This is a genomic window from Chryseobacterium ginsenosidimutans, from assembly GCF_039536845.1.
GTDB lineage: Bacteria > Bacteroidota > Bacteroidia > Flavobacteriales > Weeksellaceae > Chryseobacterium > Chryseobacterium ginsenosidimutans_B.
Genome location: NZ_BAAAZJ010000011.1, coordinates 447803 through 467477 on the forward strand (window position 1 = coordinate 447803; position 19675 = coordinate 467477).

Sequence of the window (19675 nt, forward strand, 5' to 3'; positions counted from 1 at the left end):
TTTAATTATTTTATTTCAAAAGCTGGTCGAAAGTATCACCTTGTCTGATGTCTCCGGTGTTATAGCCTTTCATGAACCATTCTTTACGTTGTGCGGAAGACCCGTGCGTAAAGCTTTCCTGATTTACATATCCCTGTGATCTTCTCTGGATATTGTCGTCTCCTACAGCTTCCGCAGCTTCTATTGCAGACTGAATATCCCCAGGTTCTAAAATATGTTCTCTGCTATCGGTTTGTTTTGCCCAGACTCCTGCATAGAAATCGGCTTGTAATTCTGTAGCCACAGAAACTCTGTTCATTTGCTCTTCAGAATATCTTCCGCTTTGTCTGAGTCCGTCTACTTTTTGAGTTGTTCCTAAAAGAGTTTGCACATGATGCCCCATTTCATGAGCCATTACATAAGCAATTGAAAACTCTGTAACCTTCGCTCCAAATCTTGATTCAAGCTCTTTAAAGAAGCTCATATCCATGTAAACAGATTGATCTGCAGGGCAATAAAACGGTCCCATTGCAGATTGTGCTGTTCCGCATCCTGATTGTGTGGTTTCTTCAAATAAGATAACTTTCGCGGGATGATATTGCATTCCGTTTTCAGCAAAAATTTTTGTCCACGTTTCTTCGTTTTCAGCGGTTACCATTTTTACAAATTCGCGAACCTGTAATTCGTTTGAGTTCAGTTGTCTCTGTTCTGTTCTTTGAGAGCCGGAACCTGCACCTGAAGAAAGAATAGAAGAAGGATCACCTCCTAAAAAGAATATAATTGCAGCAATAATAAGCGTTCCCAGTCCGCCACCTACAACGGCTCCTCCGCCAAGTCCGCGTCTGTCTTCAACATTATCACTTCTGTCGTCTGTCCATTTCATAGTTTGTATTTATTTGTATGTAAATTTAAAAATTTAAAGCATAATTTCTATGAATGGAGAAAATATTTTATAATTAATTAGCGGTTAAGCTGGTTTTTTTTCAGCCAATAAGAAGTAGATTGATAAGCAGAGATTGTTTCGTCAGTATATTTTTTATTCTGATCAGGCTCAGTTAAATATTTTTCGTCGAAATAAATATTAAATGCAGGATCCAAATTATTTTTTTGTTGAGTTAAAATATACTGTTTTACTTTTCTTAATGGAGAAATTACTGTTAAATAATTATCCTTTACAAATCCTAGATCCTGATAAGTTGCAATATAAGCTTTCGGCTGAAATTCTTTTTTGAAAACATCCTGACCTAAAAATTTAGATTGATAATTAAAATTCAGCAATCCGAAAAGAGTTGGCATCACATCAATCTGTGACATTGTTTTCGTAAACTTTTGCGGCTGAATAAATCCTTCAGAGAAAATCATTGCCGGAATTCTGTATTTATCCATTGGCAGTTCGGTGTCTCCTGCACTTGAGGCACAATGATCGGCGATGATTACAAAAACGGTATTTTTATACCAATCCTGTTTTTTTGCCATTTCGAAAAACTTACGCAAAGAATAATCGGAATATTTTACACCACCTTCACGAGATTTTGCATCTCCGGGAATGTCTATTCTTCCATTCGGATAGGTAAAAGGGCGGTGATTGGAAACCGTCATCCAATGATTGAAAAATGGTTTTCCGGATTTTGATTCCGTATTCATTGTTTGGACTGCCTTTTTAGCCATATCTTCATCGGCAACACCCCAAACGTTGGCAAAAGTAATTTCTTCAGGCTTAAAATTATTTCTATCCACAATTCCATACCCGTTTCCGGCAAAAAAATCCTGCATATTATCGAAATAACTGTAACCGCCGTATAAGAATTTTACATCATAACCTTTAGACTTGAAAACACTTCCGGTTGTGAATTTATTTTTATTGTTTTCTCTTTTAATAACACTTTCTCCTGCTGTTGGAGGAATGCAAAGTGTCAATGCCTCCAGACCACGAACAGTTCTGTTTCCGGTTGCATAAAGATCGGTAAACATCAAAGAATGGTCGGCTAAACTATCCAAAAAAGGTGTTATTTTTTGTGTATTTCCGTAATGTTCCATAAAATCTGCCGATAAGCTTTCAATAGAAATTAAAACAACATTTTTCTTTAATTCCGGCTCATCAGTAGTTATGTTTCTCTTTAAAGAAGGCTGGGAATATTGGCTTAAAAAGTTTTTTTCTGCCTGATTTTGATTGATTTCGGGGTAAAATTGGAAATAGTCTAATTCATTGTGTGTAAATGCCCAATAAAACTTGGGTAATCCATTTGCTTCGATTTCTTCTTCAAAAACATTCCCGGCTTTAATTTTTGTAGTAAAATTTAACCCAAATAAACTGATTCCCGCTAACACTAAAAATGAACCCAGCAAAATGAATTTTTGTTTTAAGTTCGGAAGTTCCAGAAGTTCATTTTTTGTTTTTTTATAAATGAAAATGGTAATTGAAATGGCAATCACAAAAATTCCCAGGAATAAAGGAACAACAGGATAGCTTTCCATCACGTTTCCAATGACTTCATTGGTGTAAATAAGATAATCTACTGCAATGAAATTATATCTTAAGCCAAATTCATTGTAAAAGAAATATTCGCTTACCGCATTGAAAACGATTAATAAAACATATAGAAAAATAGTAATAAAATATAATACATTTCTGATTTTTAGTCGGTTTTTGGGTAAGAAAAGCATTAATCCGAAGAAAATTATTTTTAAGCCAATAAAAGCCAAAGCAATTTCTGCAATCGAACCTCCGTATTGTTTAAAAATATTATTTGGAATGAGTAAAATGTACAGGAATAATATAATCAATATACCTAAAATGATTTGTCCGTAAGGTTTGTGGTATTTCGAATTAGATAAAAATAAAAAATAAAGAGCCAAAAAAGCACTCGCTAAAATGAAAACCAAAGCGTCATTTAAAATTCCTATAAGTAAAATTTTTAAGGTATCAAAAACTCCAAAACTTGCCGTAGTAATAGGATGGAAAAAGAATACAAATCTTAATATTAAAGAGATGATAAGGTAAAAAATTCCTAAATATAGGAATGGCTTTATTTTTTGAGTAAGCATCCGGTTAAAGCTATTAATTTTTATAAATATAGTTGATGTATAGAATCGTCTAATATAAAACTAAAATGCAATATTAATTATGAATTTTGAAGACATTTAGAATTTTTGTAAAATAATGGATATTTAATTTCTCAAAAGAAAAAAGGACTATTAAAAAATAGCCCTTTATATTTTAATGTAAAAAAACTTTATGAAGAATGTCCGAAACCAATGTTTCCTTTCTTATCAGAAAGATTTTTTTTGAAATCGATCATTCTTAACGCAGTTACTGCTGCTTCAACACCTTTATTTCCTAAATCTCCACCGCTTCTTGCGATAGACTGTTCTTTCGTGTCGTCTGTCAATACACAGAAAATGGTAGGAGTGTCTGTCAGGATGTTACAATCTTTGATTCCCTGAGCGACTGCCGAGCAAACATAATCGAAGTGAGGAGTTTCCCCACGAATTACACATCCGATGGAAATTACCGCGTCATATTTACGTTCTTTGCAAAGCTGCATGCTTGCATAATTGAGTTCAAAAGCTCCCGGAACCGGAAAAAGTTTGATGTTTTCAGATTTTACTCCTTCTTTTTGAAGGATTTCCAGAGCTGCATCACGAAGATTGTAGGTTACAAAATCATTCCACTCAGAAAAAACAATGCCGATAGAAAACTCATCGGCATTGGTTATATTAAGTGGCTTGTAATCAGAAAGATTAACTGTTGCCATTGTTTAGTAATATTTAGTCATTTCAATATAAGAATCAGACATTCCGTTGTCGTAGTCCTGATATTTTTCGTCAATTGTAGCAAAATATTTTTTAGCTTCTACTTTTTTATTTAAACCTAAAGCCAAAATACCTGCTTTTCTGGTAAAATAATAAGTTGTGTAAGGATCATTGGTTGCAGAAGATGCTTTGTCTAATAGCTGTAAAGCTTCATCATTCTTGTTAAGACCAGACTTTGCATCTGCCATTGCTCCGAATTTCATTGCCATCATCGTTTTGTTATCAGACGAAAAATTATCTAAAAGATCATATGCCTCCTGGAATTTCCCTTCCTTAAACTTCAAAATCCCTGCGTTGTAAGCAGAAAGTTTACCGATGTTTGTTGCAGAATATTCATTGTAAGTTCCTACAAAACCTGGGTTTGCAGCAGATTTTCCTCCCAATGCCTCTTTATCTTTACCATCGACAAGGTTTTTCTGAGCTGCAAGGAAACTTTTTACAGCTTCTGCATTTTTAGGAGTTACAACGAATTGTTTGTAACCGAAGAAACCCAGAACACCTAAAACAAGTACCCCAAAAACAATACCTAATTGTTTTGAGTATTTTTCAAGGAATTTTTCTGTGTTTAAAGCCTCTCTGTCAAGATCTTTAAAAAACTCAACTGTTTCTTTACCCTCTTGCTCGTTTGTAAGTTTTGCCATAAATTATTAAAAATTGAACTGCAAATTTAATTGTTTCTGAATGATTTACAAAATACTTTGTCAGTATTATTAATAAATATTTAAGTGAATGAATCAATTGTCGGTTTTCATTCAAAAAAAATACTTCATGAATAGGTTCATAAAGCATTTTTTAAATATTATTTCAAAAGGTTAATATTCTAAAATATGATAAACCTCTGCATTGAATTTTTTTAATTTCTCATCCCCCTTCAATCCTTTTAGACCAATCAGGAAGCTGAATTGTGAAACTGTTGCACCTTGTTTTTCAACTAGTTTTGCTGCGGCTTCCGTAGTTCCTCCTGTTGCCAAAAGATCATCGTGAATGAGAATTTTCTGTCCCGGTTTTATTTGTCCTTCACGGGTTTCGATGATGGCGCTTCCGTATTCCAGGTCATATTTTTCTAAAATGACAGGTGGAGGAAGTTTTCCTGCTTTTCTAATCAGGATAAACGGAACTTCTAAGGCTACCGCAATTGCAATCCCGAAAAGATAACCACGGCTTTCGATTCCGCAAACGGCATCAACTTTTCCTTTACTGAATTCCACCAGATCTGCAATTACATCTTCGTACAGTTTAGGATTTAAGAAAATAGGAGAGATGTCTTTGAACTGAATTCCCGGAATCGGAAAATCAGGAATATTTTCAATAGTTTCTTCTAATTTCTTAATTAATTCTTGTGAAGCCATTTTTTATGGATTGATTTTGTAGCTTGAAATTTTCCAGTCTCCGTTTACATTTTTAAGTCCGAAAGTTACTTTCAGAGAGGTTGTTTTTCCGCTTTTATCTGTAACGTCATAAGTAGCATTTACACTTGCAGCGCTTGTGTTATTGGCATTTGTTGTAATGTTTTTTATACTTACATTTTTCACAGATCCAAAACCTGAGTTTGGATTAGAAAAAGATTCATAGCTTCCCCAGCTTGGGTTATTTGCAGAATTGTATGCTGCCTTTAAATTTTGTGAGCTTACATTATTTAAGAAGCTGCTTACCGTATTTTTAGGATCTGCAGGTTGTTTTGGTGCTGTTGGAGTTGCTGCAGGTGTAGTCGCTGTTGCATTTGGATCCGTAGTTGTAGATGGCACAGTTGCTCCCGGATTATTAGGATCAATTACCGCAGGATCTTGGTTTACGGCTGTTGAATCTACTTTTGGAGCAGCGGGCACTTTCAATAAAGAAGGATTTACATCCAATCCTATTTTTGTCATTTTGAAAGTTTTTGCCGTTGTTTTTACTGAAATAGTAATATCAATTTTATTATCAACAACCTTAGAAGCAGGGATTGAAGAGAATTTTAAATTAAATCCTTTGAAATTATTATCCTGCATTAGGTTCTTCGCAGTAGAAAGTTTTACGCCATTACTGAAAACCTCTAAAGTCGCCTCTAAGCCTGCGCCGGTGAATGCAACCGGATTTCCGGCATTGTCAACCAATCTTGGTATAATCTGAAGTGCTGTTGGTGCTCCGGCTCCGTCGTCTCCGATCGGTCTTGTGATGATACTCAGTGAATTTGCTTTTACATCATTCGGATCACTTTCTTTTGCTGATTCATCACCGAAGATATTCATTTCTCCTAATGATGGAGGAGCTGTGCTTGCCCATTCGATACCATTTTTTTGTGCAATCTGGTCTGCCATTGTCATGATTTCAGGAACTTTTTTCCCGTTGATCAATTGTCCCAGAGCTTTTAATTCTGCTACATCGCCATCCGCTTCTACTCCGAAAGTTTTCAGGATGTAAAGAGCTTCATTAAATTTAATCTGTTTAATGGTCGGAAGACTAGCCGTCATATCATTGATACTCGACTGCAAAGTTTTAGTATTCGTAGCATCTACATGATCTTTCTTACATGCTGTGAAAAGCAATAAGCTGAGAATTAGTAGAAAAGAAAACTTTTTCATTTTTTTCGGTTTACCACAAAAATACTAAAACCTTTATTAATAGCGGATTTTATTTTTTATTTTGTTTCTCTTTTAAATCATCCTTAAAAAATGAGCTGAAAACAGTCTGCATATTCGGAAAAGATGGATCTTCCCAATATTTCGTTGCGTAGTCACTATTGTCTGTTTTGAATTTTACTTTTTCAATTTCGTTATCATTTTTGAAGTCTAATTCTGTAGGGTAGAAGTTGGTATAAAGAACTAATTGGTTGTATTCCGGTTCGCTTTTATGTTTAAGTTTAATAAAACCTATTTCGTTAAATTCTAATAAATCTCGCAATGTTTTTTTTGATGCTTTTTCGTAAGAAACATTCAAGATACTTTTCATATCAAAAAATCTATATCCGAACAGGGCAAACTCTTTTTTCTGTAATGCTTCCCCGGTGATTTCAATCTGATCTTTCTGCTCACCTTTCAATTCTTTCATTACAGAATTTCTTTGCTTATAATCTAAAATGTTTCCCACCTCTTTCAGGTCCGGGACTTCCATCGTTGCATCATAATCCCACATTGCGGTCTGCTTTTTTTCAAACTTTACATCTTCAAGTCTGTAAACTCGATATTGTTCTACGTTTGTACTTTTCAGTTTTTTTGTTTTGTTATCGAAGATGTAGGTTACAATTCCGTCGGCATAGCAATTCAGTTTGCTGTTTACCGTAACATAAGTATTAAAATTACCTTTTACAAAAATGTATTTTGCAGGTTTATTATTTTTAATGACAACCGCTTCTATGTCTTTTACTCTGTCATTAATTTTTATCACTTCTTTATCAAAATCCGAATAAGATAAACTTGCTACTGACAAATTATCATACACAATCTGAAATTTTTCCTGGTCGGGCTTTAATAATTGCTTTTCGATTTTACCATCAATATCTGAGAAGGCAAGAATGCTTCCGTCTTTCCCGAACACTGAAACTTTTGGTAAAGGCTTATTTGTTTTTTCTGAAATAAAAGTTATTGTCTGTGCATTAAAGAACTGCAAGGCAAAAATGAAAATGATTTGTAATAGGAAATTTTTTTTCATGGTTATTTTTTGTTTAAATATCATCTTTTAATAGTATGACAAATGAAAATGCAAAAGGTTACATGAAATTTCCCATCTTCACCTATGGCATAAAAAAAGACTGATCATAATAATCAGTCTTTCAAAGTTTTATTTTGTTACAAGTCCTTAGAAAGGATATTCGTAAATTTCAGATTCGTGTAAGAAAGGGTTTCCTGTAGGGATCAATTTTAATTTAGCTAATGCTGAAAGCACAGTAAACATAAATAACCCTGCTACGAATAAAACAGCTCCTACTACTAATAGGAATACTTCAGGAGTGTTCCAGTATGGCCCTACCGTTCCCGGCATTACCATGTTGAAGTAATCTAAAAGGTGTCCTAAGATAACAACTACAGCCATCGTTGTAACAACTTTGTAGTTTCTCTTGATGCTGCTGCTTACTAATACCAATAATGGTAATAAGAAGTTTACGATCAGCATCGGTAAGAAAGTAATACCATAGTGTTGGAATCTTCCAAAGAAATAGTTAACCTCTTCCGGAACGTTCGCATACCAATAAAGCATGAACTGAGCGAACCATGTATACGTCCAAAGCATACTTGTAGCGAAAAGGAATACTCCTAAATCGTGCAAATGATTATCATTGAACTGAGGAAGGAAACCGTTTTTCTTAAGATATACACTTAGTAAGATGATTACAGCGATACCACTTGAAAGACAGCTAACCATTGAATACCAGATATACATTGTAGAATACCAGTGAGGGTCAATAGACATCAACCAGTCCCAAGCCCAAGCTGCAGAAGCAAATCCGAAGAATGCAATATATCCTACTGCCCATCTGTAAAGCATTTGATATTCTACTTTATCAGACTTCGTGTCATCTACTTTTTTAGACTGAGCTTTAAGCTTCCATGAGAAGAAAGATGCACCTAAAACATAGATAAAAGTTCTGATTGCATAGAAAGGAATGTTTAAGAATCTTTTCTTTTCGAATAAGATCACATCAAAATGAGCAGAATTTGGATCTGTCAAATCAGGATCCATCCAGTGGAATAGATGTCCTTGGTGGAAGATATTTAAAAGCATTAAAATGATCAAAATAGCTCCTCCGTATGGAATATAAGAAGCAATAGCTTCCATTACTCTTGTAATAATAATTGGCCAACCTGCGTGAGCTGCATGCTGAATACAGTAAAAGAACAATACTGCACAACTTACTCCGAAGAAAAATACAGCTACAAAATGTATTGCCGCTAAAGGTTGGTTGTGAACCTGAAGTTCAGCGTGCTCTAAGTGAGCAGCATGATCTTGAGGACCTACCATTTCACTTGAATGCGTAGGTGCATTATGACCAGAAGCATGAACAGCCTCCATCATTTCTCCTATTTTTTCAGTAGAAAGTCCTTTATTCATAAAGAAACCAATACCAAACAGAACTAAACCTGCAACAAGAAGGATTATAGAAGTTGATTTTAATTTTGGTGAAAAACTATACATTTCTTTTCTTATTTTTTAGTTTCGGTAGTCGTTTCAGGTTTTGCTTCCGTTGTCGCTGTAGCGGCTGCAGGTGCTGCTGCTCCTTTTTTGAAGGCACTCATCACATACATTGCTACTCTCCATCTATCTCCTGCGTTCAATTGTCCCGCATAAGATCCCATCGCATTTCTACCGTTTGTTAATACATAATGAACAGATCCTACAGTAATTTCTCTATCGGCATAGTTTGGTACACCAGAGAAAGCTCCTGACTGAACGATTGGTCCCTGTCCATCTCCACCTACACCATGACAAGCCGAACAAGTATGGTCGAATAACATTTTTCCTCTTTCGATATCCTTAGCAGCATTTGCAGGATTTAAAGGAGAAGAAGTCATTGATTTTGATGCGTTATAACCAGCGTTATATTCATCTACGTTTTTTGGAAGCAAGCTTTCTTCAAAAACGCCGTCTTTATTCTGAGCAACACTTCCTTCTACAGGAGAAAGACCTGTTGCACCATTATTTTTAACAAATGCAGGGATTTCATTTTCGTGGTCTGAATACGCATCCTGAGCTTTCATCAATGGGTCATAAGCTACAGGAAAATACATATCAGGGAAATATACCAATGGAGTATTTTCTTTTGGTCCGCAAGAATTAAGTAAAACCGCTGTTAAACCTAAAACCGCTGTAATTTTTAATACATTCTTTTTCATTTTAAGCGTCTTTAACAGTTATTTCTTCAACTCCAGTTTCAATCAGCAACTGTTTTACAGATTCTACATCTTCAGTTACAAATTCCATCATGAATTTATCATCAGTAGTTCTTGGGTCAGGATTCTGAGCAGGAGCTCCAGGATACATTTTGTTTCTTACTAAGAAAGTCAATGACATCATGTGAGCAGCACAGAAAACCATCAATTCAAACATTGGAACTACGAATGCAGGCATGTTGTGTGCCCAGTCAAAAGCAGGTTTACCACCAATATTTTGAGGCCAGTCATGATTCATCACATACCAAGTTACAGTAGCACCAATGGTAACACCATAAAGGGCATAGAAGAATGCAGCATCAGAAATTCTAGTTTTCTTTAACCCTAAAGCTTTATCTAGTCCGTGAACCGGGAATGGAGTATAAACTTCATTTATCGCGATTCCTTTATCGTTGAATGCTTTAACGCCGTTCATTAAATCGTCGTCGTCAGCATAAAGTCCGTATACAATTTTAGTGGTGCTCATCTCCTTCTTTTGCTTTATAAGTTTCACCTGAAATTTTCAGAATCGATTTTAATTCAGCCTGTGCAATTACAGGGAATGTTCTTGCATATAATAAGAATAATACAGAGAAGAACCCGATTGTTCCTAAGTATACACCCACATCGATGATCGTTGGTTTAAACATTGTCCAAGATCCCGGTAAGTAGTCTCTTGAAAGGTTGATAACGATGATGTCAAAACGCTCGAACCACATACCGATGTTGATAATTAATGCAACAATGAAAGTCCAGATAATATTCGTTCTCAATCTCTTGAACCAGAATGAAGCAGGAACAATTAAGTTACAAGTAATCAATGCCCAGAAAGCCCACCAGTAAGGTCCAACAGCAGCACCTGGAGAAAGATAAGTGAAATCTTCAAATCTAGATCCAGAATACCATCCGATGAAATATTCAGTAGCATAAGCTACAGTTACCATACCACCTGTAAGGATGATTACGATGTTCATAATTTCGATATGGTACATTGTAATATAGTCTTCTAAGTGACAAACTTTTCTTGCAATCAACAATAGTGTCTGTACCATTGCAAATCCTGAGAAGATTGCTCCTGCAACGAAGTAAGGAGGATAGATCGTAGAGTGCCATCCTTTAATAACTGAAGTTGCGAAGTCAAAAGATACGGTAGTGTGTACTGAGAATACAAGCGGAGTTGCCAAACCTGCAAGAACCAAAGATAGTTCTTCGAATCTTTGCCAGTGTTTTGCTTTACCACCCCAACCAAATGCTAGGAATGTATAAATTTTCTTAGTCCAAGGAGTTTTTGCTCTATCTCTGATCATTGCAAAGTCAGGGATAAGTCCCATGAACCAGAATACAGTTGATACTGAGAAATACGTTGAGATCGCAAATACATCCCAAAGTAGAGGAGAGTTGAAGTTCCCCCAAAGAGAACCGAACTGGTTTGGCAATGGGAATACCCAATATCCGACCCAAACTCTACCCATGTGGATTACAGGGAAGATTGCTGCCTGTACAACTGCGAAGATAGTCATCGCTTCCGCTGAACGGTTTACAGACATTCTCCAACGCTGTCTAAATAATAATAATACTGCGGAGATAAGTGTTCCGGCGTGACCGATACCTACCCACCATACGAAGTTGGTAATATCCCAACCCCAGTTAATAGTTCTGTTAAGCCCCCATGCTCCAATACCTGTTCCGATAGTGTAGGCGATACAGCCGAATCCGTATAGAAATAGAACTAAGGCTGCGTATAGTGAGATCCACCATAATTTACCTGCTCTTTCTTCGATAGGTCGTGCAATATCTTCTGTGATATCGTGATAAGTTTTGTGACCAATAATTAGAGGTTCCCTTATCGGAGCTTCGTAATGTCCTGACATTTTTTACCTATTTATTATTTAAACGTTATTTTTCTACTCTGTTTCTTACTTTAGTGTGATAGAACACATTTGGTTTTGTTCCGATCTCTTCCAGTAAATAATATCTTCTGTTGCTAGAATATAATTCTCTCACTTCAGAATCTTTGTCATTCATGTCTCCAAACGTCATTGCTCCGGTAGAACAAGCTCCAGCACAAGCAACAGAATCCTTAAATTCATTGTCGGTTACTTTTCTGTTTTCCTTCTTAGCATTTAAGATGGTTGCCTGAGTCTTTTGGATACACAATGAACATTTTTCCATTACCCCTCTTGTTCTTACAACAACATCAGGGTTAAGTACCATTCTTCCTAAATCGTTATTTTGATTGAAATCAAATTTATCATTTAAGTTATAAGTAAACCAGTTAAAACGTCTTACTTTATAAGGACAGTTGTTAGCACAATATCTAGTACCGATACATCTGTTGTAAGCCATGTGGTTTTGCCCCTGCTTACCGTGTGAAGTAGCCGCTACCGGACATACAGTTTCACAAGGAGCGTGGTTACAGTGCTGACACATTACCGGCTGGAAGATTACATCCGGATTATCAGCTGGGTGGTTTAGTGCACCTCCGTCACCGCCAAAAGCAGTTCCGTACAATTCCGGTACAGCCATTCCTTCTTTTAATCCTTCATAAACCTCTACTTTCTGTCTTGAGGAATAGTAACGGTCAATTCTTAACCAATACATATCTCTGGACATTCTGATTTCTTCTTTACCAACAACAGGAACATTGTTTTCTGCCTGACAAGCAATGATACATGCTCCACAACCAGTACAAGAGTTCAAGTCGATAGATAAGTTGAAGTGAGGTCCGTCCGTATCATCGAAAGCGTCCCAAAGGTCAATCTTTCTAGCAGGAAGAGCTCCACTGATCGTGTGATATTCCAAAGGCTTATTCCATCCTTTATGTTCGTCGTCAAATGCTACGTTTAAGAATTCAGCTAAAGGAACTTCCTTCGCGATTTCGTAACGTCCCATTAATGTGTTTTGAAGCTGGATACCTGCAAATTCGTGATCTTCTCCTGTTTTTTCGATTTTAGCGTTAGAAACAACTAAGTTAGAACCATCAAATAAAGGATAAGCATTTACACCTGTATCAGCTGTTGCTCCTGAATCTTTTTTACCATAACCAAGTGCAAGACCTACAGATCCGTCAGCTTGACCGGGCTGAACGAATACAGGAACATCTTTTATTGTTACTCCGTTCACAGTAAGGTTTACGATAGAACCATCTAACTGCATTCTTGCGTTTAGATCGTTATCGATACCTAATCTTTCTGCATCTTTCGGAGAAATTGTCAAGTAATTATCCCAAGACATTCTTGTTAACGGATCCGGTAATTCCTGCAACCAAGGGTTGTTTGCCTGAGTTCCGTCTCCCATCGAAGTCTTAGTATATAATACCAATTCCAGATCAGAAGCTTTAAAGTTTCCTAATTCAGCTACTGCCTGAGCCCCGTTTCCACCAGCGTAAGACAATGTCGTAGCATTTGGAGAAACATTGATACCATTATATAAAGCTTTGTTGAAAGAAGTAGCTCCTAAAATAGAAGAAGCACTCGCTTTTAAATAATCATAGTAATTATTAGCAGCATTGTTTTTTCCGTTTTTCCAAACCAACAAAGATTCTTCAATCTGTCTTGATTTGTAGATTTTCTGGATTGTAGGCTGCATTAATGAATATACACCTGTCTGAGGTTCGATATCACCCCAAGATTCTAGCCAGTTAGCTACAGGAATTACAGCTTTAGCTGCTTTGTACATTTCATTTTTCTTATCAGCAACAGCGATTACATAAGGAACTTTAGATAGAGATTTTTTGAAATCTTCTCCTTTGTGGTAAGAATAAATAGGATCTACGTTGTTTGCGATTAAAACACCAACCTGACCAGCATTTACCCATCCAAGGAATTCCTCGAATCTTGCTTTGTCGAAATCTTTTAGGAAGTTTGCTTTACCAGTGAAAGCAACAGAGCCTAATTTTTGGTTAATTAAGTGAGCTAAAACCTGAGCACCTTTAGAACCGTCAGCGAAAACAACAGCTTTACTGCCTTTAGTCTGAAGTTCTTTTGCAAGTTCAGAAGCAACTTTGTCGGAAGTACCACCTCCTACGATTGCATTGTAAACTTCAACCAAAGTTTTGTTTACCTGACTTGGCTTTAGTCTAACTCTTTCATCAGCATTAGCTCCGGTAATAGACATGTTTGATTCCACTTGTATGTGTCTCAACATGTTTGCTCCCGGTTTTCTTGCTGCTGCATAAGAAGTTTCAACACTTCCTGCGTTATAATCTCCTAAGAAATCAGCCTGGAAAGCAACTACTAATTCAGATCCTTTAAGATCGTAAACAGGTAATGCTCTTTGTCCGAAAACTTCCTGAGCTGCATCTAATGCTGCAGAATAAGGGAAAGCATCATAAGTTACTAATTCAGCTGTAGGATATTTTTCTTTAAATTCAGCGAATAATTTTTTGAAAGTAGGTGAAGCAAAAGAATGTGATAATAACACGATTTTTTTACCTGAAGCCTTAGCTTCTTCCAACCCTTTAATTACAAAACTGTCTACTTTATCGAAAGTTTCGTCTTTACCTTCAAACTTAGGTTGTTTTACTTTATCGTTATCATAAAGAGAAAGTACACTTGCCTGAGCTCTTGCGTTAGTCTTACCTAAATCACCTGCTGCCGGGTTCGGATCAATTTTGATTGGTCTACCTTCACGAGTCTTTACTAAAACACTAGCAAAATCGAAACCATCAAAATATGTTGAAGCGTAGTAATTCGGAACCCCGGGAATAATATCGTGAGGTTTTACCACGTAAGGAATCGTTTTAATTACCGGAGCTTCACAGGCAGCCAATGTTACAGCTGCAGTAGAGAATCCTAATAATTTTAAGAAATCTCTTCTTGAAGTACTAGAACCATTCTGTTCAGCATCTCCAAGGAAATCTTCTACCGGAATTTCTTCCTGGAACTCTTTCTGAGCCAGCTTATTGTTTAAAGCAGGGTCTTTAAGTTCGTGAATACTTCTAAATTGTATTTTGTTTGAAGCCATTTATACTTCTAATTTTTAGTTATTAATAATGACATTTACCACACTCAAGACCTCCAATTGCATCTACAGTAATCTTACCACCATCTTTAGGGTATTGTTTTTTCAACTTGTCATGTAGATTCTTGAAGTATTCTTTATTATAACCGTTGTTCATATCAACCTCAGTAGTTCTGTGACACTCGATACACCATCCCATTGTGAAGTCATTAGCCATCTGAACAACATTCATTGTATCAATTTTTCCGTGACAAGCTTTACATACAACATCAATTTTGTTGTTAGGATTCTTTTTATTGAAAGAATTGATGATTGCTTGTTCACCCGCTACAACGTGTTGAGAGTGGTTGAAGTACACGAAATCCGGCATGTTGTGGATTCTTGTCCATTCAACTGGCTGAGTTTTTCCTGTGTACTGTTGTTTTGCAGGATCCCAACCTGTAGCAGCATAGATTTTCTGGATTTCTCCGTCATAGAATGCTTTGTCTTTTCCTGGTTCCATGTAATCATTTGCACCGTATTCAGAAATTGTTCTGTGACAGTTCATACAAACGTTCATTGATGGGATCTCAGATACTTTACCGTATTTAGCACTTGAGTGACAAAGTTGACAGTCAATTTTTTGCTCTCCAGCGTGAATTTTGTGTGAGAAATAGATAGGTTGTTCTGGCTTATATCCTTTGTAAACCCCGATCCACATGACCCAGTTCCAAACGCCATAAGTTGCCAGAAGTGCAAGAATTGCGATTAATCCTTTACCTACATAATGGTACTTTTCATAGATTTCACTAAACGATTTGATCCTCGTTTCATTAAGCCCTGCTAAGTCTTCAGACTGACCTAATTTTACTAATTGTCTTAGTTTAATTAAGATCCAAACCAATAAGGCAGCAATTGCTAAAAGTGAAATGATAACAATACTTGAAGTAGTATTGTTTGCTGGTGCAGTACCAGCCGTTTCTGTTGTTGGATTTTTAGGTCCTTCTACAACAGGCGCAGGAGGATTAGTTGTAAATGCTAAGATGTCATCAATATCCTTATCTGAAAGATTAGGGAAGAGCTGCATCTCAGTCTTATTGAATTTTTCGAAAATTTCATTAGCGTACTTGTCGCCAGAAGCTCTCAGTTCTTTGTTGTTTTTGATCCACTTGTGAAGCCAATCCGGGCCTACGCCTGCCTCTTCTTTAACTTTCGCAACAATCCCCTTCAAAGGTGGTCCTACAACTTGTTTGTCTAGTGCGTGACAAGCAGTACAATTTGCTTTGAAAAGCTTCTCACCATTTTTAGGATCGCCGTCCTGCCCGTAAATTGAAGCACTTGTCGATAACAATAAGCCTATTGCAATCAACGTTTGTCTATAATGCTTTCTCCAACTAATCATTTAAATTATCTTATGTTAGTAAATATTGAACATTCAATCAATCCCGCAAAAATAATATTTTTAACAGGAATTTAACGGTATATGGAAAGGGGAAAATGTCATTTACGTTTAATTTGTAATTATTCTAAATAACTGTGTTTGGTATAATTTTTTAATTTGTATAAATTTGCGCAAACAAGTTTAAATGAAAAATTTGATTAAATTATTTTCGATACTATCTTTATTGGCATTTTATGATATTGATGCACAGCAGATTGTGAAGAAAGATACCCTAGCCGGTACAGAGCTTATCATGACTATGGATTCTAAAGTAAACGGTGCTTTGGAGAGCCTTGAAGACAAGTGTTCAAAAACTACAACTGTCATATCTTCCAGAGATGATGATGAAGATTATGCATCTTCGAAGCCTACAAAGATCTATGTTCCCAGCAGAGAGCTGACAAATGCAGAGATTTGTAGAAAAAATCCGAGAATTCTGGGATATAAAATCCAGATCACTACAGTGAAAAGTAATGAGGAGGCAAATGAGGTGAAAGCATATTTCAGAAAAAGATTTCCAAATCTTAAGGTTGAAACGGACGCTTCATTAAGACCGAATTACAAAATTTTAGCAGGAAGCTATTTTACAAAACAAAGTGCATCATCTGATCTTTCAAAAGTAAAAGAATATTTTAAGTCTGCAATGGCGGTACAGTACAGAATCTTCTGTGCAGAAGCGAAATAAGATTTAATTTTAACATAAAAGCAAAAAATCCGGAAAATTATTTTCCGGATTTTTTTATTAATAATATGTATCTAAAAACCAAAAGAATTCTGTCATTCTGAGGTAATTATTTGTTGCCAGATAAGCGAATAAAATGCAGACAACAACAGTCAGGAATGATAGCATTTTCGGTGATTCTCTGTAACCATAAAACAGCCATCCCAAAAGTAAAGGATAAATAAATACAAAGTGACCACCATAAATGTAAGATGTGTGCAGACCAAACTTCATGATGCAATGAATAATGATGTCCAGTAAGAAAGAAATCATGAGCACCTGAGTCAATTTATTTTTAAAATTTTTAAAGTAACTCCAAAAAATCAATGCTAATAAAACGGTAATGAAAATATAGGGAACCCATGATGAATAGACATCCATTATAATACCTTTATAGTCGAAACCCTGCATATTGTGTTTGTCGCGGATGATAAAATTTGAAAACAAAATATTTCCGCCAAAAAAATAGGAAAGGAGCATGTCCCAGGTCGGAGTAGACCTTACGTTAGAGAATTTTTCGTACTGTTCATTCGTTTTGCTGAATATATTTTCATACTTAAAATCAATTCTGTTTAAATAAAGTAAGATAAAACAAATACAGGTGAAAATTACTCTGAAAGCAGCATTTCCAAATTTTTTCCAACTTCTGAAAAGACTTTTTTCGAAAGCGACAGGAATGAAAACTTTAGCAATATTTGTAACAGTTAAACCTCCTATAGAAATTCCAGAAAATGCTAATGCCAAAACTGGAATTTTCTCTTCCTTTTTGAGCTTTATTGCCGAATAATGGTTAAATAATGTCAGGAAAAACAAAGAATAAGTAAAATTTTCAGGAGTAAATGAAAGTAAGATTGTTGTAGAAAATGATCCGAAAAAAAGTATCAGTAAAAGATTGATTATCAATGGAAGTCTGATAATATTTTTTAAATATTTAAAAATCTGAAGGACACTGAGACTTACCGCAATGTTACTGAACCAAGCCAAAGCAAATCTAAAGTTTCCATCCATTTTCCCATTAGAAAAAAGCAGAGCCAATTCTCTGATCCAATTGAAAAAATAATAGGAGAGCGGGTGTCTTTCAAAGCTTCCGCCATACAAGACAATCGATTTATTATCAAAACTAAAATAGGCATCCCAAGGAATTCTGTTGTCGAAAATGATCTTGTAATTGATGGCAATATAGGATCCCAAATATCCATATGAAACCAAAAAGAAAAGAAAAACAACCAATTCAATCCCTGTTGAAGGAAAGAGTAGTTTGAAAAAATGAATAAATTTTGTTTTGAACTTTGACACGTGCTAGAACTTTTTGCAAAAATAAAATAAAAAACTCACCAATTTTGATGAGTTTGTATATTGATTTCGATGATTTTAAAATTAAGAACTGCAGGAAAGCATTGAGCATCCTGAAATATCGTCATAATCTGAAGGTCTTTTTGCTGAAAATTCCGGGTAAATCTTTTTGTATGGATTTTCTAATGCGTGAGTTAGTCTGTCCAGCATTTCTGTTTTTCCAGCATTGATTTCTTCGATACATTGATACAAAAGATAATTTCTCAGGATGAATTTAGGATTCGTTTTGTGCATAAGTTCCAAAGATTTTTCTTTTGAAATACTGTTTTTCTCCAACCTTGACTGATAATTTTTGATAAAATGGTTCAACTGAGTCAATTTTTCTTCATTTAAAAAAATATAAGAGACATTTTCAAACTGATCTCTCAAATCTTTTTGATCATCATATTTTTCAAGTTCATTAAAAAATAAAGTATAGTCGAATTGCAGATCCTGCATTAAACTCTGCCAATCGGTGAAGAATTTTTCGTCAGTTGCCAGCAATTCATCGAGCCCGAATTTTTTACAAAGCATTTTATCGTGAGATTCCCAGAAATAACTTCCGTAATCGTTCAGAATTTCTTCCAAAAACTTCTCATCTTTAATTAATGGATGAAGTGCATTTGCCAACTGCCAAAGATTCCATTGGGAAATCTGTCCCTGTTTTCCGAAAGCATACCTTCTTCCGGGAAGATCAGTCGTATTGGGAGTGAAATTTAAATTGTATTCATCCATCATCGAATAAGGACCATAATCGATTGTTAAACCTAAAACTGACATGTTATCGGTATTCATTACCCCATGAACGAATCCGACTCTGTACCATTCAACCATTAAATCAGCAGTTCTCCTGCAAACATTTTCAAAGAAATCTTTATACTTCTGAACTCCTTCTGAGGTAATTTCCGTAAAATAATTTTCAATAGTAAAATCAACAAGCCGTTCTAAAGTTTTATATTCCTGTTGAGCAGATAGTAATTCAAAATGGCCAAAACGAAGAAAGCTTTCTGCTGTTCTGATGATGACAGCGCCTTTTTCATCTTGTGGGTTTCCGCTGTACATTATGTCTCTCACTACCTCTTCTCCTGTGAAAGATAAGCTTAAAGCCCGTGTTGTTGGAACTCCCAAATGGAACATGGCTTCACTCATCAAATATTCTCGGACAGAAGATCGCAAAACAGCTCTTCCATCGGCGTGCCTTGAATAAGGTGTTGCTCCGGCTCCTTTCCATTGGATTTCGGTTTTTTTACCGGAATCGTTAGTGATTTCTCCGGCAAGAATTGCTCTTCCGTCGCCTAATTGTCCTGCCCAATTTCCAAACTGATGACCTGCATAAGCAGTGGAATAGGTTTTTACATTTTCAGGAAGATTGTTTCCAACCAGAAAGTTCAGATCTTTTTCTTCAAATTTTCCCAGTCCTATTTCTTCCGACAGTTTTTCATTAAATGCAATCATTTTCGGATGATCAAAACCAACAGGTTCAATGGTAGAGAATAAAACTTTTGGAGTGTTTCTCTGCATAGGGTTGCCTGACAAATCTCCGGGAAATATTTTTATAAAGGGTTGTTTGATGTTTTCAATATTCATACTTCAAAGGTATTAATT

16 protein-coding genes are annotated in these 19675 nt (G+C 35.8%); 1 reads left to right on the forward strand and 15 read right to left on the reverse strand.

All coding sequences use genetic code 11. From position 1 onward, the window contains the following. Positions 1 to 10: 10 nt before the first annotated feature. The 13 genes from ypfJ to ABD745_RS18515 form a co-directional block, all read right to left on the reverse strand. Entirely contained in the window at positions 11 to 862 is an 852-nt protein-coding gene (gene ypfJ, locus ABD745_RS18455; protein WP_047398795.1) for a KPN_02809 family neutral zinc metallopeptidase, read from the reverse strand. Between the two features lie 77 nt (positions 863 to 939). Then, on the reverse strand, positions 940 to 3024 hold the full coding sequence (locus tag ABD745_RS18460; protein WP_344833580.1) for an LTA synthase family protein: 2085 nt from the start codon (positions 3022 to 3024) through the stop codon (positions 940 to 942). Positions 3025 to 3212: 188 nt separating this feature from the next. Next, a complete protein-coding gene (ribH, locus tag ABD745_RS18465) occupies positions 3213 to 3734 on the reverse strand; it encodes a 6,7-dimethyl-8-ribityllumazine synthase (RefSeq protein WP_344833582.1) in 522 nt (173 codons plus the stop codon). 3 nt (positions 3735 to 3737) lie between these two features. Then, the gene (locus ABD745_RS18470; RefSeq protein ID WP_344833584.1) at positions 3738 to 4433 is read right to left on the reverse strand and encodes a YfgM family protein; all 696 of its coding nucleotides are present in this window, start codon (positions 4431 to 4433) and stop codon (positions 3738 to 3740) included. Positions 4434 to 4604: 171 nt separating this feature from the next. After that, entirely contained in the window at positions 4605 to 5141 is a 537-nt protein-coding gene (locus ABD745_RS18475) for an adenine phosphoribosyltransferase (RefSeq protein ID WP_344833587.1), read from the reverse strand. A gap of 3 nt (positions 5142 to 5144) precedes the next feature. After that, a complete protein-coding gene (locus tag ABD745_RS18480) occupies positions 5145 to 6353 on the reverse strand; it encodes a hypothetical protein (protein ID WP_344833589.1) in 1209 nt (402 codons plus the stop codon). 49 nt (positions 6354 to 6402) lie between these two features. Further along, positions 6403 to 7419: a hypothetical protein gene (locus tag ABD745_RS18485; protein ID WP_344833592.1), complete on the reverse strand. Its 1017-nt coding sequence runs from the start codon at positions 7417 to 7419 to the stop codon at positions 6403 to 6405. 147 nt (positions 7420 to 7566) lie between these two features. After that, positions 7567 to 8901: a quinol:cytochrome C oxidoreductase gene (locus ABD745_RS18490; protein WP_344833596.1), complete on the reverse strand. Its 1335-nt coding sequence runs from the start codon at positions 8899 to 8901 to the stop codon at positions 7567 to 7569. Between the two features lie 8 nt (positions 8902 to 8909). Beyond that, complete coding sequence (locus ABD745_RS18495; protein ID WP_047398787.1) at positions 8910 to 9599, reverse strand: c-type cytochrome; 690 nt, start codon at positions 9597 to 9599, stop codon at positions 8910 to 8912. A gap of 1 nt (position 9600) precedes the next feature. Next, positions 9601 to 10122, reverse strand: coding sequence for a DUF3341 domain-containing protein (locus tag ABD745_RS18500; RefSeq protein WP_047398786.1), 522 nt, complete (start codon positions 10120 to 10122; stop codon positions 9601 to 9603). Then, entirely contained in the window at positions 10109 to 11506 is a 1398-nt protein-coding gene (gene nrfD, locus ABD745_RS18505) for an NrfD/PsrC family molybdoenzyme membrane anchor subunit (protein WP_047398785.1), read from the reverse strand. Before nrfD ends, ABD745_RS18500 begins: the two co-directional genes overlap by 14 nt. 25 nt (positions 11507 to 11531) lie before the next feature. Further along, complete coding sequence (locus ABD745_RS18510; RefSeq protein WP_344833603.1) at positions 11532 to 14600, reverse strand: TAT-variant-translocated molybdopterin oxidoreductase; 3069 nt, start codon at positions 14598 to 14600, stop codon at positions 11532 to 11534. Positions 14601 to 14622: 22 nt separating this feature from the next. After that, on the reverse strand, positions 14623 to 15978 hold the full coding sequence (locus ABD745_RS18515) for a c-type cytochrome (RefSeq protein WP_344833606.1): 1356 nt from the start codon (positions 15976 to 15978) through the stop codon (positions 14623 to 14625). 184 nt (positions 15979 to 16162) lie between these two features. Here ABD745_RS18515 and ABD745_RS18520 point away from each other — a divergent pair, with 184 nt between their 5' ends. Beyond that, a complete protein-coding gene (locus ABD745_RS18520; RefSeq protein ID WP_344833608.1) occupies positions 16163 to 16702 on the forward strand; it encodes an SPOR domain-containing protein in 540 nt (179 codons plus the stop codon). A gap of 57 nt (positions 16703 to 16759) precedes the next feature. On the opposite strand, the gene ABD745_RS18525 is transcribed toward ABD745_RS18520, so the two are convergent. Together ABD745_RS18525 and ABD745_RS18530 are read right to left on the reverse strand one after the other, a co-directional pair. Further along, positions 16760 to 18034: a DUF6080 domain-containing protein gene (locus ABD745_RS18525; protein ID WP_344833610.1), complete on the reverse strand. Its 1275-nt coding sequence runs from the start codon at positions 18032 to 18034 to the stop codon at positions 16760 to 16762. Positions 18035 to 18115: 81 nt separating this feature from the next. Next, positions 18116 to 19657 (reverse strand): protein adenylyltransferase SelO, encoded by a 1542-nt coding sequence (locus tag ABD745_RS18530; protein WP_344833612.1) that lies wholly within the window; start codon positions 19655 to 19657, stop codon positions 18116 to 18118. Positions 19658 to 19675: the final 18 nt, after the last annotated feature.